We start from the raw sequence: 22,284 nt of genomic DNA on the forward strand, positions 1-22,284 counted from the left end.
ATTTCATTTTTTCTGCTCTCTGATGCACAGAGGCATAAGTGACAGCATCAGAGCAATCGTCATGGGATTACTGAGCTGGAACACCCACTCAGATAACGATGCTACTGCAAAGCATACTGTCATTGCACCGGGAAGAAGTGCACCGGGAATCTCTCCCTTATATCTTATGTAATAAAGCCATCCCGAAATAATAGATATGAGAATAATTGCCGCAAACAATATTCCCGTAATGATTCCATTATCGTACATCACCTGAAGATAGGTGTTATGTGCATGAACCGCAATTTCTCCGGAAGGAAGCTCCGCTCCCATTTCCTCATGTCCCCACAGATTCATCTGCTGAAGGTATGACTTGAAAATAGTAATTCTTCCGTTTGAGAACTCTTCTATTCCATCTGAAAGATTCTGCTCAGTAGAAGCTTCCTCTGTTACCTCTTCAGCAGGAGCATCTTCCACCTCTTCCTGAGGCTGATCCAGCCCAAGCTCGTAGCCTGCCGTATCAAGAAGATACTGTTTGTCCTCTTCAGAAGTAAGGGCTGATTCCAAAAGATCTTTGATCTCAACCTTATAAAACTCACCCTGAACCTCTGTAAGCTTTACACCGTTCTGACCATAGATCGGTCTGCCCTTTTCATCAAAATTGTACTTGTCCTCAGGATATTTGTAGTTGATCAGATCAACGCCAAGTATCTTTTCAGAAAACAGATCGGCAAATCTCTCCACATTCATGAAAAGAGTGCTGCCGGGATTACCGCCACCGTTTAAGCCCGGATTCCAATATTCAATCAGGAAGGTCTTTGGATGAGCTGAAATTGCGGGAAGTATTCTCTGCATGGTAAACGCAGCAGGGAAGCACAAAATCACAGCAAAAGCCATGGTGATAAGCTGTCTAAGGAAATACTTAAACCTTCCGTCTTTATTGTCAGAAGCTGTGACAACACATACAAACAGGAACATCACAATGCATGCAAGGTAAGATGTTCTGGAAATAGTGAATATCAGGTATGCACTTACAAAGCCAAAAAGAATGAATTCCTTCCAAAGATATCTGAATCTGTCCTTAAAGCGCTTGATATCTCTGGTGTCATATATCTTATATGCCAAAAGCACCATTGCCATGCATTCCATAGCTGTCATATACTCAGCCGTTACAGTTACAGTATGGAACACAAAAGGAAATCTTCCTGTATTAAATGCCGGGAACATTCTAAATGCCCAGCAGTAAAGCATAGACACTACAAAATTAAGAAGCAGTCCTCCCATCACAAGCTCAGGATAACCCTTCCTGCTCTCTTTTTCAGGAAAACAGAATCTTCCATAGCAGAACATCAGCATAAGAACGAATGCAGCAAGCACTACGCCCCACCATCTGGTGTTTCTGAAAACAGCAATGGCCGCAAAAAACAAAATAGCTACTACAGCCATAACAGTAATACTGTATCTGCCCTTCTTATCCGATTTCTTTTCGCTTATCATGCGGACGATTTCCACAACGATATTGATAATTAAAAATCCGAAGAGAATTGCAATTACAACGCCATAGGTCATGGCAGCGTTATGAAGATCATATTCCTTCTCGGTTTCTGCCATAAGATGTCCGTTTCTATAGATAACACCGGCCACAACAGTGGCAGCGCAATAGATAAGATTATAAATCTTAAGTATCTTTTCTCTCGGGATAAACAGGCACAGCAGCGCAAGAAGACAGATCATCTCCTTACGTTCTGCAATACTCTGATAAATCGTGTAAAAAGCATTCATGTATTCGCAGCAAAACCATACAGCTGCCGCGATCATACTCATTTTTATAAAATTCAGGACATTGTGCCAAAGCTTTACCTCAAGAGTCGCATCGTTTTCATGGTTAATTGCATAAAGCATGAAAAATCCGCATATAATGACACCTGCCTCATAAAAGACAATATCAATCACTCTGTCATCAAAAATCTTAAGAGGAAAGATCATGATCATGAGCGCTAAGGTTATGGCAACCGCAATGGGATTTCCAACAAATCTTATTACCCTGTGGACAGTAACAAGCTTATTTCTTTTTCCTCCGTAAATAACCGATACCAAAAGGCAAAGCACTGCTGCCGCAAGGACAGTCGCAAGTATTACAAGAAGTGACATTTTCTTTGTAATAGGCTGCTCATAATTATATATAGCAGCAAGGCTGACTCCGCCAACTTCAGTATCATGATAGGCAAAAGAAAGCACATAGGGAAATCTTGCAGGATCATAGGTACTGTATCCAACCCTGAAAGATGAGAAGCATCCGTTTAGAAGAATCGTGTAGGTCTCTCCCACCTCAAGATCAAGTCCAAGGGGAATCGTTACATATCCGGGAAGAGTTTTGTCCCCAAGATAAACATAACGCTCATACAAAACCTCCATTGTCGGTTTATATACCACAACCGACATGTACTGACCTCTTTCAAGCTCACTTACATATACGTCAATTGAATCAATCCTGTCGTACTGGGCAATAAACTTCTGTACCACATCATGATAATCATTTACCCTGTCGGAGGTCATAGTAACCTCTACATCCGCATGCTCACTGATAGTCCTCTGCCAGATTCTTAAGGGAAACACCGACAGCACAATAAGTAAAGCAAAAAGTATAATAACAGCCCTTGCAGCTGTCTGTTTTGTTACAACCGTTCTTCTCATAATTCCTCCACCTGCAATGCTCCAACCTGAAACAAAACAGGAATAATATACCACAAATATACAACGTATCTAACCAGATAAGTAGGTCCTAGAAGCACTGTCATCCATACCAGCATAATGAGCAGGTAAGGATACAAAAGCTCCTTTTTCCTGTGATGGGCCGTCATAAACAAATAAAGACAGCCAAAGAAGTATGCAGCAGGCGAAAACAAAAGCGAAATCACAGGTATATTCTGCTGAAACCTCTCTATTGAAAGCTTTCTGTAAAAATCATCGATAACAGGAATAAATGAAGACCTCTCTCCCGGCAGCTCCACCTCATATCCAAAATATGAGCTGTCCTTATAAGTAAAGGTGAAAACCGTATTCCCCTGATATACGTTTATAACAGCACCGGGATACCAATATCCGTAGGACGTCAAAAACCACGCATTTACGTAGCACATGGGATGCTGTATAAAAAGCTTCGCCCACAGCTTCCAGAAGCCTACTCTGTCACTCTCATATAAAGAATTATTAAAATAAATCTTTAATATATCTGATATTCTCGGAGTGTAATGTGTAAGCCCCTCTTCGCTTAAATAACTGACAATTGCAGCCTTATCTTCCTCAGAAAGCTCATCGCCCTCATACACATAAGTTCTTGCCAGCTGCTGAATTGGCACTGTAAGCATCTCCTGATGTTCACCGCTTTCTGCCTTAAGAGCAGCACCCATTACAGTATTTATGACAAGATAAAGCACAATAGGCACAATAAGAAAAACTTTCCTGCCATGCTTTATTACACTCTTTTTTTGCTTTTCTCTGCCTGCAATCATCACAAAGACCGCAAATACAAGGTACGCATACAATCCGTTATGTCTAAAAAGCATCATAAGAAGTGCACTTATAATTATCTGTCTCTGCTTGCATTTCTTCTTATCATTACCGGAAAGCTCCTCCCATTCCAAAATAAGAATGACAGTAAGCACAAGAAAGGCTGAAAAAAGCCCGTCCTTGCTGGAGCAGAGAGTATACATAACAACCGTTGGAAAAATGCCAAAAAACAAAGCAGTAGCTGTTCTTAACCTTCTGCCTGCACCATGCCTTTTCATGAAGCTGATGATATAGGTAAAAATCCAGGTCATCACAAGCATCTGCAGGACTGTATACGCAAATATCCCTACGTTATAGCTTCCAGTCAGCTTATGAAAAAAAGCAACGCTTCCGCCAAGCATAAGCACATGCAAAAGCGGATGGTGTGTATTAAAGCTTCTTGTTAAAACCTCTGTTACCTCTGTCTGGGCATCATAAACAAAAAAGCCGGGATAAACACCAAGAAGTACGATAAAGCTAAAAAGTGCTATAGCAAACCATACCGCAAGAAAACAGCCTCTGTCGTATCCATTGTATTTACTCATCTCTCTTTTATGGACAACATGTATCTGCTCCTCGCTGCGGCTTAGCCTTACATCTCTTCTGTCCAGGAAAACCCAGCTGAAATGTACCAAAAGAGCAAAACCCATCGCGAGAATCGCAAATACAACGATACCCTTTATATCCGTAAGAACGATATGATCATAATGTTCAAGCTGATATCCCCAGGTTATGGAGAGGGACAGCAATACGCCAAATAAGACCGGCAACAGCCAGGTCTTATTTCTATTACTTTGATTCCTCATGTGTGACCTCGTCGCGAATCACGTACTGCGGATTATTGTTCTGAGAAATATATATTCTTCCGATGTATTCACCAACCAGTCCAAGCATTATCATTAACATTCCGCTCATGAAGGTCATCATTGACATCAGAGCACTGAATCCGACAATAGGAAGGTCAGGATACAAAAGCTTCTTGATTATGGTATATATTCCATATAAAAAGCCAAAGCATGCGATCAGGCCTCCCATCAGTGTTCCTATTCTAAGAGGCTTGATACTGAATGCAGTGAAACCGTTTATCCACAATGCCATGAGCTTTGAAAAGGTATATCCGCTGCTGCCAACAGTCCTTGCTCTGTGGGTAACATCCACATTAACGATATTTCTTGTGGTTCTAAGAACAAGTCCGATTACGTAAGGATAAGAGCTCTTATACTTCACCATCTCATCCACAACAAATCTTCTGGCTGCAAAATAGCTGGATACAAACAGATCCTTTGGCTTACCAAGCATCACATGAGCCATCCACTCATTCATGGCTGTACCGAAATTCCTGAAAAGATTGTGCTGCTTATGACCATATCTGGCATACACAACATCAGCTCCCATCTCTATCTGATAAAGAAGCTTACCAACCTCATCAGCGGGAGTCTGCCCGTCATCATCAAGGCACACGATGATATCGCCCTTGGCCTCGTTAAAGCCGGCCATAAGAGCTGCGTGCTGACCAAAGTTCTTCGCCAGATTATAGCCGCGAATTTCATCATGCTCCTTTACAAGCTCACAGATTTTCTGCCAGGTGTTATCCGGAGAACAATCATTCACCAGAATGATTTCGTAGCTGTAAAGCACAAGCATATCCATTGCGCCTTCAATCTCATTTATAACATCTTCAATTGTCTTCTCCGAGCGATAGCACGGAATAATAAAACTTACTAATTTATGCATAGGATTATTCTACCATATCTGTTAATTTCTTTTCCATCAGAATCATGTCCCTGACCTCGCCGTCAGAGCATTCTACATCAGGGAGCGCCTGCATCTTGACAAAGCCCGCATGCTCATAGCTCTTTCTTGCAGGCTCATTATCCGTGAACACTCTGAGAATAAGCCGTCTTAGCCCCACTTCGTCTTTTGCATAATCACACATAAGAGTGGCCGCTTCATTACCATAGCCCTTACCAAGAGCATCGTCCTCTCCTATGAAAATGCCATACTCAGCTTCCCTAAGCTCCATATCCACATCACGAAGATATACGCTTCCAACGGGCCTTCCATCAGTCTTTTCACAAATGATCAGCTGAATAGCCTCTCCTGTCTCCACCTGGTTCTTCATCCAGCTGTTATGTCCCTCTTCGGTAAACACCTCTCTGTAGATGAAATTATTCCTGACCCTTTCATTGTTACGCCATTTCACAATTAAGGGTGTATCATCGTATGTGATTTTTCTTAAAAAAACCTTAGTTCCATCTTTAACCATAATCTCATTCCTAAGCTCATTGTCCGTGCTAAAGGCAGTGGTCTCAATGCTTTTACCGGCTATTTACCATATAAATAACAAACTCGCCTGCAATTTCATCAATCTCGGTAAGTGAAACACTGATACCTTTTTCTTCATAGTAGTTGGTAAGCCACTGCATATCCGTATCCTTATCGGCAGCAATAAAGCTATTTGCTTCCAGAACGGCATCCTGCATATTGTCAGGTAGTCCGCGGGCTGTAAGCTTCTTTTTTTCAATGGGACTTTTGCTGGCCCAGCCGCCCATCAAAATACTGTTAGAGCCCTTATTTCCATTGGCATTAAACATCCTCTGTGAATAAGTAAAACCATTATCCTCATAAGCAACAGAGGAATACACATCCACAAAATAGAAATTCTCAGAATGCTCTTCAAAATAGCTTTCAAGAATCTCATATACTTCATTATATTCGTATCTGCCTAAGCATTCTCTGCGGGTTACATCAGCCTGAACAGGTATATAGATGAGCATAACCACTGCCAATACAGCCGCAAGAATATTTATAGGGCTTTTATAAAATGGCACTTTTTCAGAATCATCAGTGGAAGCTCTTCCGGCATGTATGCCTGCAATAACCGTAATCAGCACGATGATTTCCAGCATATAAAGAGAATGGGTAATCCTTATGGGATCCCTTCCTCTGACCAGAATATAAAGCCACAGACTGCTTCTTCCAAGGAAAAGAATTATAACCTTACCAATCAGAAGAGCGCCCTTCTTCGCAGCATCTCCCAGAATGGCAATGACAGCCATAACTATCACGTACACATAGAGAATAAGAGCAACGATATTCCACGGCGAATCTGTCATGGGATACTCAAAGCTCTTAGGAAACGATATGCTCCTTAGCCTGTAGAAATAACCAGGCAGCGCTGCCTTAAGCCTTGATGGTAAACTCTCCTCATGCTTTATGGATGCAGCATACTCTGCAATTTTCTTCATGGTATCTGCGTTTATCTCATCATCAAGTCCAAAATTATAATTTATCAAAAGCTCATACTCAGTCTTATCAAGCCCGATAGAATCGTAGAACTCTTTGTTTTCATCATAATCAGGAACCTGATAAAAATCGTAAACTTCCGTCCTGCTATCGAAAAAGGAATTAAATTCTCTCCAACCGGCAGAGCTGTAACCTGCAAAGTGGATTCCTTCGGAAATAAGCAGGCCTGCAGCTATCATCAAAAAGCAGGTCAGTGCCTTCTTAAATGCACCGGTTTCCCTGAAATTATCAATGAACCTGAAAAACAAAACCACCATCACCAGAGGCAGCATCAAAAGTGTCATCTCTGATCTTGTAAGAAAAGCAACAACTATAAAGGCCGCTGCAGTTTTATCTCTGCCCTCTGCGATCAAAACCGCCGCTGCTCCGCACATCATGGCAACAGCGAAGGTGTACTGAACTATAACAAGGTGCCCAAGCATCAAGGATGAACAGATAAGAAGTACAAAGGCTGCTGCCTTCAGGGCCTTCTTTGTTTTACCTGCAACAAAATCCATGATAAGCGAAAGGCTAAGATACTGACAAACCAGAAGGTAAAGTCCATACCAGTCCGCCACGCGAATTATCCTATAGAAAATACTTATAAAAAGACTGACAGGATACAGCATCTGAATGTTATGCCCTTCGGGCTTTCCGGTATAAACGCCTGATAAAATATCCTTCATAAGGACATCATCATTAAGATCATAGAAATAACCGTACAAAAGTCCCACAGCCACCGCAAATGCAGTAACCATGAGACCTGTGCTTATAAAATTACGTTTTCTGTTTTCACAAATATTATTCATATTATCAGTCTTTTCTCCGACTTCCCCATTATCTTCAAAATGACTCATTAAACTGCCTTATAGAATTCCTTTACTCTCTGGATAACCTCTCCCTGATCCTCCTTTGTAAGCTTGTAATACATAGGAAGTCGAAGAAGTCTAAGGCTCTCCTTTGTAGTGTATTTATCCTCACCGTGGAATCTTGAATACTTAAGTCCGGCTGTAGATGTATGAAGCGGTACATAATGTGAAGCAGGCAGGATATCATTACTCTTGAGATAGTCAATCAGGTGACCTCTCTCCTCGCCGTCCTTACATTTAATATAAAACATATGAGCATTGTGTACACACTCATCAGGTACATAAGGAAGCTCGATAAGTCCTGCCTCCTCAAGAGGCTTAAATTCCTCTATATATCTGTTGTAATGGGAAATTCTGTCCTCATTGATCTCATCTGCCATCTGAAGCTGCGCATAGAGATACGCCGCATTCATGTCGCTTGGAAGATAAGATGATCCGGGCATAAGCCAGGTGTACTTATCAACCTTTCCAAGCTGATAGAGAGTTCTGTTGGTACCCTTTTCTCTGATGATTATCGCATCATTTATATAATCCTCATCACGAAGAAGAAGGGCTCCGCCTTCTCCCATGCTGTAGTTCTTGGTCTCATGGAAACTGTAATTACCAAAATCGCCGATGGCACCAAGAGCTTTTCCCTTATAGGTAGACATAACACCCTGGGCAGCATCCTCAATAACAAAAAGATTATGTCTCTTTGCTATATCAAGAATTGTATCCATCTCGCAGCCGACACCAGCGTAATGCACAGGTACAATTGCTCTTGTCTTAGGTGTTATCGCAGCCTCAATAAGCTTCTCATCGATATTCATGGTATCAGGGCGAATATCAACAAATACTACAGTAGCACCGCGAAGTACAAATGCATTGGCAGTGGATACGAAGGTAAAGGATGGCATGATAACCTCATCACCTTCTTTAATACCTGCAAGGATGGCAGCCATCTCTGTGGCATGGGTACATGAGGTTGTAAGAAGACATTTACTTACGCCTGTCTTCTCCTCGAACCACTCATTATCCTTTTTGGTATATATGCCGTCACCGCAGATTTTCTGGTTCTCAACGCATTCCCTGATATATTCCATTTCCTTCCCTGTATAGGGAGGTACGTTAAAATTTATACGCATAAGTTAATCCTCGTTTTTCTTAAATACTATCAGCTTACTGATAAAATAGTTAAGAACTATAACTACAAAAGTTGCAGCCAGTTTTACAGGCATCTTGGGGAATTTCAATAAAGTAATGAAAATAAATATTAAAACATCCTCTACTACAAGTGTAAACAGTCTTCCTGCTGTAAAAGATCCTGCCTGCTTTATGAAGTCTTTCTTTGTATCAACTTTACCGTCAAAGACCCAGGTTCTGTTGGTAAAGAACTGAAACGCAACACATATAACCCAATCGATGGTGTTGTTGACCACCTCATTAAGGTGCATCACACTATCCATAAACCAAAAAAGGAAAATACTTAAAAAGAAGGCCAGTCCTCCAAAGAATAAATATAACAGTCCTTCCTTATACTTTTTGTAAAAGGGTTCAAATATATTAAGAACCGGCAGCGACATTATTTTGTCAAAGATATCCTTCTTTGGTAATTCATTTAATTCCATAATTCCTCTTTTCTTCCTTCAGTCTCTGAAAAACAGTCTGTCATCACTCAGAAACCGCATAAACAATAAAACGACCATTATCAAAAACACTATTATACTTAAAACTGTGAAGGAAGTCCAATAAAAGGTCACATTTTTCTTCTGCCAGTACTTCACCCTCAAGATCCGGATTCACGATAACAACAGGCAGCTCACTGGCATTGGCGCCGCCATAGGAATCCAGAGCGATGGCAAATTTTTCTACGGTATTGGAATCAAGATCCGGCCATGTACTGAAAATCGCAGGCTCCATCTTAAACAAGTATGAAAGACCGGGAGCCTTACCAAACTGCAGAAGCCTTTTATTCTGGAGCTCGTTATCACACAGAAACTCATACAAATCCGTAAGGGACTTGGCATTATTCTTTGTGGTATGCATACCTGCTGCCCTTGGAACATCCTGAGAACCCACAACTGTATCTCTCTTTTCGCCGTCAGTTCCGTCAACAAAGCTATGATAAACATGGAACAGTCCGCCCTGAATGCAAAGAACAGTCAGCAGCATAATAAACATTGCCTTCCATGTAAAATTAAGCTCGCTTTTTCCTGCTGCCTGTCTTACTCGTCTGAACATCCACAAAATGACAGGTGCCACAATGAAGAGATTGTTGATAACAGGATAAGTATAATTGTTACTTCCAAGAGGTGTGATCAGTATTATCAATATTGATGCCAGGCAAAAGGACCTCTCCGAAGCCTGTCCGTGAAGGAGCGGTGTAACTCCAAGCACCAGGAAAACAAGACCTGCAATAAGAAACATCATAGCCGGCTCAAACATACTGTCGTAGTAAAAATAGCTTCTTGTAATGATTTCGCTCTTAAAGAAATATCTTACAAGCACAAGAATACCTGCCACATACAAAAGTCTCTTGATCCAGTAATACTTACCGGGCTTTAGCATTAAAAGGATAGCCGCAGCCATCATAAAGGGTGCAATTATAAGCATATGTCTAAGGCTGCTCCACCAGGCTCCAAGGATAAGTGCCAGCATTCCTGCGCTGGAATAATCGCTGGCCCCCTCTGACATTGCAAACAGTGATCCTATCATCTGTGGATAAGCCGAAAATCCAAAGGCTATACAAATAATTAAAAAAGGAATGATAAATCCAATGAAAAAGCCAAGAACACAATATCCCAGCTTTTTAAAGATCACTTCCTTTTCTCTCTTATGAAGGACCTCATAGTATACCAGAATTACTATCAAAGCAGTTTCAACTATGTTAGGAAATCTCACCATGACGTTAAGACCAAAGAATACTCCCGCAAGAGCAAATCTGTAGGCCTTCTTTTCATAGTCGGTCATGGCATGAAGAAGCATCAGCACGCCCAAGGTAAAAAACATGTAGGTCATGTAGTTATAGAGAATAACTCTTGGGCACCAGCATAAGCTGATAGCTATCATCTCTCCGAGGAAGGTCATCCATCCCGGAATCCATCTTTGCAGCATATAGTATGCGGAAAGGGCCGTGATGCATATAAAGATCGTGCAGTAAATATTCATTCCCAGCATTCCGTCTCCGCCCGGAAGAAGCGTGAAAAGTTTTCCCATAAGATTCGGAATAAAGGTTGCCAGAAACCACATGGGATCTATTGTCCCTGAATACACGTAGTTACCAAGACTGTAGGTGGTATCCGTAACATCTACGCCCTGGGATACTCCTATAAAAGGATAAAGAAATATGATCAGCGGAAACAGCCACTTCTCCATGGGTTCCTGATATTTTTTAAGTCTGAAAATCTCGTTTTTAACAGCTGTAAGCGTAAGCATACTGTTCCCCCGGGTATGTTATCTTTCTTGTGTAACCTTCTGACCATTTACTCTGTAAACCATATCGCACTTCTCAATGGTCTGAAGTCTGTGCGCAATTATTATAAGAGTCTTCTTTCCGTGAAGCCTGTTGATGGAATCCATGATTGCTGCTTCTGTCTCATTGTCCAGAGCACTTGTTGCTTCATCAAGAACCAGAACCTCCGGATCCTCAAAAAGAGCCCTGGCAATACCGATACGCTGCCTCTGTCCACCGGAAAGTCTGATACCTCTCTCACCGATTGTAGTATCAAGTCCATCGGGAAGATTTCTTACATATTCATCAAGCTGGGCTTCCTTCAGCGCCGCCCATACCTTTGCATCATCAATATTCTCATCGGGAATACCAAAGGCCACATTCTTTCTGATGGTTGAATCCAGCATGAAAATAGTCTGAGGAATGTATCCGATATTCTTAAGCCACTGGGGATAATGCTCTCTTACCTCAACTCCGTCAGCAAGAATTTCACCTGTCTCTATTTTCAAAAGACCAAGCATGATATCAACAATTGTTGTCTTTCCTGCACCCGAGGTTCCCACAATTCCAATGGCCTTGCCTACAGGAATCTGCATATCCGCATTCTTAAGAACATAGGCCTCGGAATTAGGATAACGATAGGTGATATTTTTAAGATCGATCAGCTTATGAACAGGAAGCTTTTCTACTTCCTTCATTTCCCTGTAATCCTCGGCATTGTACGAAACAGAGCCGTCGTTTATCTCCTGCTGGAGATTATCGCTTACATTCATGAAAAATGGCTCAAAATATGCTATTGAAGTAAGATAATTATTAATTCTGTTTGCACTTGGAATAAGCCTTGTTGCAGCAGCTCCCATGACACCTACAAGTGCCACCATGTCCTTAAGTGCTTCGCCGCTAATAATTACAAACAGCATATATCCAACCATTCCCACAACGCTTATGGTCTCGATAAGAAGTCTTGGGGTTGAATTATAAAGGTTGTATTTTTGTACCGCATGAACATAGCCGGCACCGCAGTCTGCATAACCGTTTATGAAATAGTTTTCCTTATTGGCAATCTTGATTTCCTTGATACCCATAACGGACTCCTCAATCCATTTAAAAAGTCCGCTGTAGTAATCCTGGTTGTCCTGACCTGCCTTAACCATGATAGGCTTAATGATGAACTTAATTATCAAAAGAACAGTCACAAGCAAAAACGCAATGGACAGCGTCATCTTGGCATCAATATAAAGAAGCATGATAACAAGACAAGCAAAAACGATCATCTCCGAAATAAGCTGCAGACAGCTTAAGATGAGGCCATACATATTGTTTACATCGGAGGTGATATTTCTCTGAATAACCGACGTGTCCGCATTGAGATAATACTCGTAAGGCCTTTGCATGAAATTGATCATCATGCGCCTTGATGTGGCAAACTGATTGGTATAAACAAACCTGAGCTGTATCACATTTATGAAAAACAAAACGATGTTCTTTATGATAAATACAGCTATCAATGCCAAAAAGATTACAATAGCAAACTGGGTAATGCTTGTGCATCCAAGAAAGTTATAAATCGCCGAGAGCTTTTCATTCTCTGACACCTTATCCGGATCTATTACTGTTGTCATTGCAGGTAGCAGCATTGCGATACCAAGAGTCTCAAGAAGACCTCCAAGCAGCATCATAAGCACAATGAGTACCATCTGTTTCTTCTGGCGCTTATCCAAAAGCACCATCATCTTTTGATAAATCTTTTTCATGTTTCTCCTATAGTACCCTCATCCGCCCTTCGGGCACCTTCCCCCATAGGGGGAAGGCAATGTTTTAATACCTTCTCCCTTTTAGGGGAGGCAATGTTTTAATACCTTCTCCCTTTTGGGGGGAGGCAATTTTTAATGCCTTCTCCCTTTTGGGGGAGGCAATTTTTAATGCCTTCTCCCTTTGGGAGAAGGTGGCACGAAGTGCCGGATGAGGGCATCTTAATCGTCAATAATCTGTTCGTTAAGTCGGTGAATCTCAGGCGCTTCATACTTATCCATGAAATCATCACCAAGGAACAGCTTTTCGTCCACAAACTTTATTGAATCAACAACTGTATATACAGATACTAGTCTATCAAATTTGAGCCCTTCGATAAAGTTGAGCATCTCCATGGGGAATGTGCCCGCAAGCAGGATCACATCCGGGAATTTCTCCTTGTAGTCAAGATAATCCCTTGGATGCTGCTTGATCATTACAACAGCTTCTTTACCGTTAACCCTGCCATACTCATTCACAAGGTCTCTGAATAACCGTTCTCTTGTCTCAAGGTCGCAGAGAGGCTCAGATAAAATAAGTACCCTCGGCTTATCCTTACCCTCTTCAAGCTGGGCGGTAAGCTCATCCATATTTTCCACAAAAAGCTTAAGCATAAGCTCCTTGTCGGTTCTTGTAAGCTCCTCCACAAGGGGCTCCCTTGGAACCTCAATGTACTTGGGACAGGGATAATCCAATATGGAAATATCATTAACTTCCATATCTATGCAATATCTTCCCCAGCCGTTCTGTATGAAAATAAGCCCCGTGGAGGCAAGCCACGCCTTGAACTTAAAATGCCCGTTATTGTCATATCTTGCCTGATCACCGTATTTAATACAGTTAAGGCCATCCTCGAGAGCATGATATTTTATCTTCTTGTAATTCAGATAATAGCCGATAGGGTCTGAATCACAGAATACATATATGTCCTTATATTTTTTGAAATTTACAGGAACATATTTCTCCTGAAGCTGTGCAAAGCGCTTGCAAAACTTAATCCTGTTGATCATGTTCTTTGCAAGATTTCCTGTGTTGGTGCGAAGAGGCTTAAGCTCAGGGAAAAAGGTATCCACCTTTTCATCATACTCTATTACTTCTTCAAAGAGTCCGCACTCTCTTGCCCGCTCAACCATCGATCCGAACTTGTTGCTCATCTTAGAGAGCACCAGGGTTGCACGGCCTGCCATATCGCTGCCGATTCCGGCCTTTTCCTTTGCAAAAAAGCCGTCCTCGCTTCTCATTACCTCATGTAAAATATGAAATTCCTTAAGGCATGCCACATACACATGATAAAAGGTGTGGCACACATAAATTCTCTCGTACAAATTAACTCCTTATACCCTCATCCGGCGCTCCGCGCCACCTTCCCCCAGAGGGGGAAGGCTCTTTTTGTCTTCCCCCTTTGAGGGAAGGCTCTTTTTGTCTTCCCCCTTTGAGGGAAGGCTCTTTTTGTCTTCCCCCTTTGAGAGGGAAGGCTCTTTTTGTCTTCCCCCTTTGAGGGAAGGCTCTTTTTGTCTTCCCCCTCTGGGGGAAGATGTCAGCGAAGCTGACAGATGAGGGTTCTATTTTCTTAAGCCTCTATACATCCACAAAAGCCTGTAATATACATAGAATAGCAGATGTGACTTCATCTGCATTGAAATAAGCTTTTTCTCCTCAGGATGAATTCGCTCCTTATAATAAGGATTCTCCTGAAAATCAGGGAAGGCTTCCTTCATTTCCTTAGCCATTTTCTTTGTAAAATTGTAACAACCCTCAATATGCTGTTCTTTTGGCATTGCCGAAAACAGCGTATTAACATAGAAAAGCACAGTATACATGAATTCTATTTCAGGCTTGTAGGTTTCAAGATAGCCATTCTCCTTAGCTTCCGCAAGAATCTGACGTCCTGCAGTCATCCTGTCCTCAAGATTTTTCTTTGAAACAGTATGTACCGTGGAAGCATTGTGCTGATAATAGAAATACAAGGGCTCCTCTATGTACTCAAAGTGCTTAACCCGAAGCATCCAGGTATTACTTACCGCATTATCCTCATAGAAAATATCTTCGGGGAAAATCTTCCTGTTTTCACAGAGCTCATTTCCGAAAACAATATTTCTCTTATAGATTTTTACAACAAGGCTTCCGGTATCAAGAAGAAGCTTTCTGTATTTCTCCTGATCCATGACGCCGGTCTGATCGGCATTGTTATTATGAACTATCTGTCCCGGTTCAAAGGTATAGTGATCAACAAGACTGTAGTCACAGCCAACCATATCTGCACCGGTCTCATCTGCCTTCCCAAGGAGTCTCTCATAGTAGTCAGAGACAACCCAGTCATCAGCATCTATAAAACCGATCCATTCTCCCTTTGCAATCTGCAGGCCTATATTTTTGGCTCCGCCCTGGTGATGATTTTTCTCTGAGTGAAGCGCCTTAAATCTATTTGGATAATCTCTTTCATATTCCTTCATTATTTCGAAGGAATTATCCGTAGAGCAGTCATCCACCGCAATTATCTCTATTTCGCCATCGGGCATTGTCTGTTGCACAAGCGAATCAAGACAGTGCTTTAATTTATCATCACCTGCCATGTTATAAACAGGTACTATCACACTAAGTCGCATTTATCTTATCTTCCGTAATCAAAATAATTATCAGAGTCTGCTAAGCTCTTCATCAAATACCCTGGCAGCCTGCTCCATATCGAAGCGGTTATAACGCTGATCGATCCAGAACGCCAGCATATTATCAGAAAACCTTGCAGATATCTCACATACCTTTGCAGCTTCATCAGCTATGGGCCAAAGCACAGGTGCATATACACCGCGGGCTGCAAGCTTTTTCTCAAAGCCGTCTCTGGTGATATTCTTACCCTCTTCGGTAATTGCGCTTCTTCTCATGAAATCAATATCAAGTACTATAGGCAACATGAAAGGAGTGTACTCATAATCTATTCCGTACTCTGAAAGCTCAGTTTCGGAAAGAAGCTTAAATGCCTTACCGCAAAGAGGAAGTCTGCTAAGTCTTTTGTACAGGTTTCTGTAATTTACATTTCTCCTTGCTTCCAAGGATCCTGCATCCACATTACTCAGAATCTCTGCACTCAAATCAGAAATATGATAGGGATCAAGGCCGTCGCTTAAGGTATCCTCTGCATCAGATAAAAGCTTTCTGTAGTGATCCTTCAGCTCCTGATCTCCGTTTTCAAGATACTCTGTTTTCTCCTTAAGAGCCTCGTATCTCATGGCAGAAAAATCCGTCTCCCCTGTAAGAGCTCCCATAATGAACTCTTTTTTGCTGACAGCAAAGGCTCCGTCGGGAACACCCAGCCACTTTCTTATACTGCCCACCTGGTAATCAGGAACATATTCTTCTTTTCCGTAAAAAGCTTTATCCAGATACTTTTCAGGGTTAAAAAGAATGTGGGTCACATCCTCAATCAAAACAGCATCGGGATATTTATCCCTTAATGCCTCAATGTATCCTCTTACCTCAGTTATTCCATAGAAATTCATAAGAAGTACAACCGGTGCTTTCACATCACCGATCGCTTCTATTAAGCGGTCTGTGCGCACTGTCAGATTGTCATTTAATCTGTAATATACTACCTTAAATCCCCTTACCTCAAAGGGTCTTACCATTGAGTCACAAGAAAGCGCAGGAATAAATACCGTTCTCTGCTCATCTTCTGTATTATCAGCAATTATGTCATCCGCAACAAAACCGATGGCATCTCTGCCGCATCTCAAAAACTCTATATATCTTCCGCTGCCTTCAGCTTTATCAGTAAAGAAGCTGATAAGGTTTTTCCTGTCAAAATTCTCAGTTAAGTTAAATTCGCTTCCGATTTCATACATATCGACAATTCCTCCAGACAGATTAATTACATTATATACGAATTGCTTACCGGCTTTTGATGCCACATGATATACGAATTGCTCCGTTTCTTCGAAGCTCTCGCAATTCTATCATAATTATATATATTCAATGTTAATGCGGGCAAGGGCTCGTTCCGCGTTCTGTGCCGCTTCGTCAGCATCCCTTCCAGTAGCGATAACATGTCCAAGCCTGTCGCCGCTGTTCTTTATACGCTCTGCTTTATCACCGGCTGCCTTATACATAACAACCTCTTCAACACCGGGCATTTTTTTCGCATCCTCCACGCCCTCAATGGATTTTATGGTGCGCACTTCATCATCAGAATCCTCTGCAAATATGTATCTGATGGCACTGCCGTTTTCCCTGGTTCTTTGCCACTTTACCTCTTCGCCAAGGGTAGATGCTATACAGCAATCGATCATATCTACTCCGGTTGAAAGAGGAACCAGCCTTGAGGTTATATAGTCTCCGCCAAGTCTTGCCGCGATCTCCACCAGCTTAGCCCCGGTGGGAGTAACCTTTATCTCTGTATGTGTAGGACCATCCTTTACACCAAGTGCTTTAATAGCCATAAGAGCAACTCTTCTTATATCAAGCTGCTGCTCCCCCGTCAGTCTTGAGGGCTCTGTATGTCCCGTCTCAACAAAGAAGGGAACCTCTGTAACCATCTTATCTGTGATGGTGATAATATGTGTCTCACCGCCTGTTGTAAATGACTCGACACTTACCTCAGGACCTGTCATAAATTCTTCGAGAAGAACCTCTCCATTTCTTGAATACTCATGGGTGTATTCATATATTTCTTTGAGAGATTCCCTTACGCCCTCATCACCTGCAAGGTCTTTGATGCGTCCCTTATTTACCAGAACAACACCTCTGCTGGCCGCATTATCCGCAGGCTTACTTATGAATACATCGGCAAAGTTCTCGGCCTTTTCGAGAAATTCCTCCAGTGACGCTGCCACATAGTAGGCAGGAACCGGCACACCGCTGCTTTTCATGCGTTTTCTCATGGCAGCCTTATTGGTTGCACAGATTGCATCCTCATAGGAAATATCGCATCCTTTTCCAAGCTGCTCATTTACCCATGCGACCGTCCTTACCGGCATGTCGCTGGTGGATGTGATTATATAATCCGGCTCATATTTTTTTGCTGCTTCAAGAACAGCTTCCTTATCAATTGTACTGATACACAAAAATTCATCGGCATCCTTTATTCCAACTGCCTCCGGATCATAATCCAGGGCATATACGTAAAGGCCCTTTTCCTTCGCTCTTCTGATGGCAGGTACCTGCAATGCACTGGCACCAAGGATAAATATTTTTTTCATAAACACCTCGCTAAGTCCTCTCAGCTATAGTTCTGCGAGCGCTTCTGCTATTCTGTCAGCGCCTTGTCCGTCTATAACTGCCTTAAGCTTTTCTCCGATCTCTGCTCTCTCATCTATGCTCATCTCAGAATACTTCCTGAGGGTTGTCATGATATTCATGATGACAAGTCTTTCATCATTTCTGAAATCGCCGGCATAGGGAATAAGCTTTTTCTTTTCAAAGTAGAGTGCATCGGGCTCCATATTTTCCGCAAAAACATAACTGACGGAAGGAACTCCCACTGCACAAAGCTCATACAATGTGGTTCCGGCAGGAGTGATGGCCACATCGCAGCACCCCATTATATCCGCAACATTATCAACATTCTGATGAAGGATCACGTAGCCATCCTCTATATATCTTTGAACCTTATCAGATACCCTGTAGTATCTGCCTGCAAGTACGTGAATCTTTTTCTTATCCTTATCTCTAAAGCCAAGCTCCGGTTCCGTGAGAATTGCCGTGATCAAAATCTCCGATAAGCCTCTTGAATCCGCGCCGCCCGTGGTCAGGAAAATATTATTAAGACCTTCTCCAAAGCCATAAGCTCTGTGGGCTCCTGCGGAGGCCTCTTCATTTTCATCTGCCACAAGATCGATATTCATCAAAAGCTCGCCATCTGTTCCGTAGCGCTCTTCCTTTTGTTCCTCGGTCATTCCCGCAGCAAAAGCCCTGCGCTTCCAGAACTGTTCACGAAGCGGAATATACTTGGTACCAAGAAGAAGCATCGGCATATCCTCTGCATACTTTTCCTCGTAGCCAAGCTCCGGTGCTCCCGGACTGTAATTGACGATGGCCTTAACGGGATATACCTCCTTAAGCATATCGTCCATATACATGACTCTGATACCACCGTTTCTTAGCATCTCAAAATATGGCATAGTCACCTGATAGCTGTCCACCAGCAGAGTTCTTATCTCCTCTTCCTTAAGCAGCCCTAAGAGAACAGGCACCTCGCTCTCCATCCTTCTCCAGTTTGAACCGAGAATCTGTACCTCATAGTCATCACCGATATAAGGTAAAATATTGTCATCTGCGGACACAAAAACGACAGCGCACCCCATCTGCTTCAAACTCGCTGCTATGGTTCTGCAGCGCATGATGTGCCCTGTCGCCACTATTTCATTTGCATCTACACGAATCGCAATCTTATTCAAATTGACTCCAATCCAGCGGCGTTCCGCGTGTTAGCCTGGTCTTAACTTTTTTGCCAAGTACCTCTTCATAGTACTTAGGCTTAATTCCCTGAATATTGTAAGAACGTATACTTCTCACATTCTTCTCTGTGAGCTCTTCGCCCTCTTCCACATCCTCAACAATAAAAAGTGATCTGCGGTTAGTGTACTCTCCGGCCTCTGCTTCCGTGGGGCCATAGAAAACCTTGCCAAGTGCAAGCTCAGCATCGTGAACACCCTTGATCATATCTGCAAACTCTGCGGGTTCCATCGAAAAAGCAGAATCAGCAGAAGGAATATCCCTGCTGAGACAAAAATGCTTTTCAATTACAACTGCGCCGAGAGCTGCTGCCGCAATAGCAGCCGTACTTCCCATGGAATGATCGGAAAGGCCCACAGGCACACCGAATTTTTCACGCATATCTGTAATTGTTCTGAGATTTAAATCCTCTGAAACAGTGGGATATACGCTGCAGCATTTAAGCAGGATTATCTGATCGTTACCCTGAGATCTTATGGCATCAACAGCCTCTCTAATCTCTTCCTCACTGCCCATTCCGCAGGACATAATGATGGGCTTGCCTGTAGCTGCAATATACTTAATAAGAGGAATATCCACAAGCTCGAAGGAAGCGATCTTGTAGAACTCCTCGCCTATATTTTCCAGATAATCCACCGAAGTCTTATCAAAGGGTGTTGATAAGAAGTCAATTCCAAGCTCTTCGCATTTTTTCTTAATAGGCTCCATCCACTCCCAGGGAGTATAGGCCTCCTTATAGAGATCATGGAGATTGTATCCATCCCACAATCCGCCGTGGATCTTAAAAGCCTCTGCATCGCAATCTATTGTAATGGTATCAGCGGTATAGGTCTGAGTCTTAAGACAATCAGCCCCTGCCTTTGCAGCAGCTTCAACTATTGCAAGTGCATTTTCAAGAGAGCCGCCGTGGTTGGCACTCATCTCCGCTATCATGTATGCTCTGTTTTTTTCAAGACATTCCTGTAATCTCATAAAACCTCGTTATCTAAGTATTCCCTGCTCCGTAAGGAAGCGGTACTTAAGCTCTGCAAGTAACCAGTCGCTCTCATTATCAATGTCCTGAGATTCCACAGGGCTTATGATGTAAGGAATCGACCTCTCCATTGTGGTATCCTTCTGAATACGGAATGCATCATTTCTGAAAATATAAAACTGTCCGCACTCATGATACTGGGTCTGAAGATCCTGACTTCTGGTCTCCGCATATTCCGGATGAAGCATCTTCACAAGACCCTTATCATCTATAAAAAGACCACGCTGAGGCGGATAGGAAAACTCCTGCATGGGAACTATGGATTCTGCTCCTGACTTAACAAGCTCGTCCATGGCTTCCTTTAGCTTTCTGGCTGTAATAAAAGGTGCTGTCGGATAAATACAGCAGCCATATTCAAAGCTCTGTCCTCTTTTTTCATATTCACCGAGGACCTCTAGAAGCACATCTGCAGTGGTTGCTGTATCACTTGAGGTCTCTGCCGATCTGAAGAAAGGTACCTTTGCACCTGCTGCCTTGGCAATCTCAGCAATCTCTTCATCATCGGTAGATACCATAACTTCATCAAATATTCCTGACTGTATGGCAGCCTCTATCGAATAGTGAATTATAGGCTTTCCGCAAAAAACCTTGATATTCTTTCTGGGAATTCTCTTACTGCCTCCCCGGGCTGTAATTATAGCTATTGCACTCATGTAACAAACTCCGAAAAACTCTTATTTTCTGTAATAGCTTACGATCTTCTTAACCGCCTCTATTACATCCTTCGCATCATCATCAGACATTCCTGAATACAGCGGAATGGTGATCATCTCATCATAGAGCTTCTCAGCATTGGGGCAAAGTCCCTTCTTATAGCCAAGCTTCTCATAATAAGGGAAATAGTAGGTAGGTATATAATGCACGTTGCAGATGATGTTCTCTGCGCCAAGTGCATCGAAGAATTCCCTGCGGCCAATCTTAAGCTTTTCGGGAACAATTCTCAAAATATAGAGATGGCGTGTACTATCACAGCCTTCTGTTTCCTTCTGAACAAAAATCTCAGGCATCTGAGAAAAGGCTTCGTCGTAAAGCTTCTTTATGGTTTTTCTTCTTTCCATAAACTCAGGAAGCCTGTCAAGCTGGCTGCTTATAAGCCCTGCCTGAATATCTGTAATTCTGTAGTTAGGAGCAAGCATAAGCTGCTCATAATACCAGGGGCCGTCACTCTCATGCTCCATCTGAGCTTCATTTCTTGTTATTCCATGAGCTCTTAAAAGCATAAGCTTATCGTAAAACTCTTTGTTATCTGTAACTATCGCTCCGCCTTCACCGCCTGTTACAGTCTTAACTGCATGGAAGCTGAAGGTACTCATATCAGCAATAGTACCCACATGGGCACCTTTATATTTTGTTCCCACGGAATGAGCCGCATCCTCGATCATAACAAGGCCGTGTCTGTCACAGATTTCTCTGATCTTATCAAGATCTGCTGTCTGTCCTGTGTAATCAACAGGGATAACTGCCTTTGTTTTATCGGTGATTTTTCTCTCAATATCCTGGGGATCAATCTGATAGGTCTCAGGATTGATATCAGCAAATACAGGTCTTGCACCGCAGTACAGAGCGCAGTTTGCACTGGCAGCAAAGGTAATTGGTGTGGTTATAACCTCATCACCCTCTCCTACACCTGCCGCAAGGCACGCAACGTGAAGAGCTGCAGTATCATTACTGATAGCCACGGCATATTTAGCGCCGGTAAGCTCGCACAGCTTTCTCTCCATATCTGTTATTGCAGGTCCTGTAGTCAGATAATCGCTTTTAAGGACATTCACTACTGCCTGAATGTCCTTATCGCTGATATCCTGATGGGAATAATATAATTTTGTAGCTCTTACAGGTGTTCCGCCGCATACAGCAGGAATACCTGTTTTCTCATTATTTAAATCGCTCATTTTTTTCGC

17 protein-coding genes are annotated in these 22,284 nt (G+C 42.4%); all 17 read right to left on the reverse strand.

The window, feature by feature from the left end:
- Positions 1-3: 3 nt before the first annotated feature.
- Entirely contained in the window at positions 4-2,673 is a 2,670-nt protein-coding gene (locus tag G608_RS23600) for a hypothetical protein (RefSeq protein ID WP_026496385.1), read from the reverse strand.
- Positions 2,670-4,334 (reverse strand): DUF6020 family protein, encoded by a 1,665-nt coding sequence (locus tag G608_RS0112940; RefSeq protein WP_026496386.1) that lies wholly within the window; start codon positions 4,332-4,334, stop codon positions 2,670-2,672. Before G608_RS0112940 ends, G608_RS23600 begins: the two co-directional genes overlap by 4 nt.
- On the reverse strand, positions 4,318-5,262 hold the full coding sequence (locus G608_RS0112945) for a glycosyltransferase family 2 protein (protein ID WP_026496387.1): 945 nt from the start codon (positions 5,260-5,262) through the stop codon (positions 4,318-4,320). The genes G608_RS0112940 and G608_RS0112945 overlap by 17 nt, the downstream gene beginning before the upstream one ends.
- Before the next feature lie 4 nt (positions 5,263-5,266).
- Positions 5,267-5,794: a GNAT family N-acetyltransferase gene (locus G608_RS21165; RefSeq protein ID WP_051209322.1), complete on the reverse strand. Its 528-nt coding sequence runs from the start codon at positions 5,792-5,794 to the stop codon at positions 5,267-5,269.
- Between the two features lie 52 nt (positions 5,795-5,846).
- A complete protein-coding gene (locus tag G608_RS0112955) occupies positions 5,847-7,670 on the reverse strand; it encodes a hypothetical protein (RefSeq protein ID WP_026496388.1) in 1,824 nt (607 codons plus the stop codon).
- Positions 7,670-8,806, reverse strand: a complete 1,137-nt coding sequence (gene rffA / locus G608_RS0112960; RefSeq protein ID WP_026496389.1) for a dTDP-4-amino-4,6-dideoxygalactose transaminase — start codon at positions 8,804-8,806, stop codon at positions 7,670-7,672. Before rffA ends, G608_RS0112955 begins: the two co-directional genes overlap by 1 nt.
- A gap of 3 nt (positions 8,807-8,809) precedes the next feature.
- Positions 8,810-9,289, reverse strand: coding sequence for a GtrA family protein (locus tag G608_RS0112965; RefSeq protein ID WP_026496390.1), 480 nt, complete (start codon positions 9,287-9,289; stop codon positions 8,810-8,812).
- A 43-nt stretch (positions 9,290-9,332) separates the two neighbouring features.
- Positions 9,333-11,096: a hypothetical protein gene (locus tag G608_RS0112970; RefSeq protein WP_026496391.1), complete on the reverse strand. Its 1,764-nt coding sequence runs from the start codon at positions 11,094-11,096 to the stop codon at positions 9,333-9,335.
- A gap of 18 nt (positions 11,097-11,114) precedes the next feature.
- Positions 11,115-12,866, reverse strand: coding sequence for an ABC transporter ATP-binding protein (locus tag G608_RS0112975; RefSeq protein WP_026496392.1), 1,752 nt, complete (start codon positions 12,864-12,866; stop codon positions 11,115-11,117).
- A 219-nt stretch (positions 12,867-13,085) separates the two neighbouring features.
- Positions 13,086-14,228: a glycosyltransferase family 52 gene (locus G608_RS0112980; protein WP_026496393.1), complete on the reverse strand. Its 1,143-nt coding sequence runs from the start codon at positions 14,226-14,228 to the stop codon at positions 13,086-13,088.
- Between the two features lie 237 nt (positions 14,229-14,465).
- Positions 14,466-15,509, reverse strand: a complete 1,044-nt coding sequence (locus G608_RS0112985) for a glycosyltransferase family 2 protein (protein WP_026496394.1) — start codon at positions 15,507-15,509, stop codon at positions 14,466-14,468.
- 30 nt (positions 15,510-15,539) lie between these two features.
- A complete protein-coding gene (locus tag G608_RS0112990) occupies positions 15,540-16,742 on the reverse strand; it encodes a hypothetical protein (RefSeq protein WP_026496395.1) in 1,203 nt (400 codons plus the stop codon).
- Positions 16,743-16,859: 117 nt separating this feature from the next.
- Positions 16,860-18,095 (reverse strand): ATP-grasp domain-containing protein, encoded by a 1,236-nt coding sequence (locus tag G608_RS0112995; RefSeq protein ID WP_026496396.1) that lies wholly within the window; start codon positions 18,093-18,095, stop codon positions 16,860-16,862.
- 24 nt (positions 18,096-18,119) lie between these two features.
- A complete protein-coding gene (locus G608_RS0113000; RefSeq protein WP_026496397.1) occupies positions 18,120-19,292 on the reverse strand; it encodes a PseG/SpsG family protein in 1,173 nt (390 codons plus the stop codon).
- On the reverse strand, positions 19,285-20,322 hold the full coding sequence (pseI, locus tag G608_RS21170; RefSeq protein ID WP_035795600.1) for a pseudaminic acid synthase: 1,038 nt from the start codon (positions 20,320-20,322) through the stop codon (positions 19,285-19,287). Before pseI ends, G608_RS0113000 begins: the two co-directional genes overlap by 8 nt.
- 9 nt (positions 20,323-20,331) lie before the next feature.
- A complete protein-coding gene (gene pseF / locus G608_RS0113010; protein WP_026496398.1) occupies positions 20,332-21,036 on the reverse strand; it encodes a pseudaminic acid cytidylyltransferase in 705 nt (234 codons plus the stop codon).
- Between the two features lie 21 nt (positions 21,037-21,057).
- On the reverse strand, positions 21,058-22,275 hold the full coding sequence (gene pseC / locus G608_RS0113015) for a UDP-4-amino-4,6-dideoxy-N-acetyl-beta-L-altrosamine transaminase (RefSeq protein WP_035795602.1): 1,218 nt from the start codon (positions 22,273-22,275) through the stop codon (positions 21,058-21,060).
- Positions 22,276-22,284 lie beyond the last annotated feature (9 nt).

It is taken from the genome of Butyrivibrio sp. WCD3002 (assembly GCF_000424265.1).
GTDB lineage: Bacteria > Bacillota > Clostridia > Lachnospirales > Lachnospiraceae > Butyrivibrio.

Coding starts and splice junctions, on each gene's coding strand:
- G608_RS0112985 (WP_026496394.1), bottom strand. CDS start 15,509: ATGCGACTTAGTGTGATAGTACCTGTTTATAACATGGCAGGTGATGAT.
- pseI (WP_035795600.1), bottom strand. CDS start 20,322: ATGAGATTACAGGAATGTCTTGAAAAAAACAGAGCATACATGATAGCG.
- pseC (WP_035795602.1), bottom strand. CDS start 22,275: ATGAGCGATTTAAATAATGAGAAAACAGGTATTCCTGCTGTATGCGGC.
- pseF (WP_026496398.1), bottom strand. CDS start 21,036: ATGAGTGCAATAGCTATAATTACAGCCCGGGGAGGCAGTAAGAGAATT.
- G608_RS0112940 (WP_026496386.1), bottom strand. CDS start 4,334: ATGAGGAATCAAAGTAATAGAAATAAGACCTGGCTGTTGCCGGTCTTA.
- G608_RS0112945 (WP_026496387.1), bottom strand. CDS start 5,262: ATGCATAAATTAGTAAGTTTTATTATTCCGTGCTATCGCTCGGAGAAG.
- rffA (WP_026496389.1), bottom strand. CDS start 8,806: ATGCGTATAAATTTTAACGTACCTCCCTATACAGGGAAGGAAATGGAA.
- G608_RS0112955 (WP_026496388.1), bottom strand. CDS start 7,670: ATGAGTCATTTTGAAGATAATGGGGAAGTCGGAGAAAAGACTGATAAT.
- G608_RS0112975 (WP_026496392.1), bottom strand. CDS start 12,866: ATGAAAAAGATTTATCAAAAGATGATGGTGCTTTTGGATAAGCGCCAG.
- G608_RS23600 (WP_026496385.1), bottom strand. CDS start 2,673: ATGAGAAGAACGGTTGTAACAAAACAGACAGCTGCAAGGGCTGTTATT.
- G608_RS0112965 (WP_026496390.1), bottom strand. CDS start 9,289: ATGGAATTAAATGAATTACCAAAGAAGGATATCTTTGACAAAATAATG.
- G608_RS21165 (WP_051209322.1), bottom strand. CDS start 5,794: ATGGTTAAAGATGGAACTAAGGTTTTTTTAAGAAAAATCACATACGAT.
- G608_RS0112995 (WP_026496396.1), bottom strand. CDS start 18,095: ATGAAAAAAATATTTATCCTTGGTGCCAGTGCATTGCAGGTACCTGCC.
- G608_RS0112990 (WP_026496395.1), bottom strand. CDS start 16,742: ATGTATGAAATCGGAAGCGAATTTAACTTAACTGAGAATTTTGACAGG.
- G608_RS0112970 (WP_026496391.1), bottom strand. CDS start 11,096: ATGCTTACGCTTACAGCTGTTAAAAACGAGATTTTCAGACTTAAAAAA.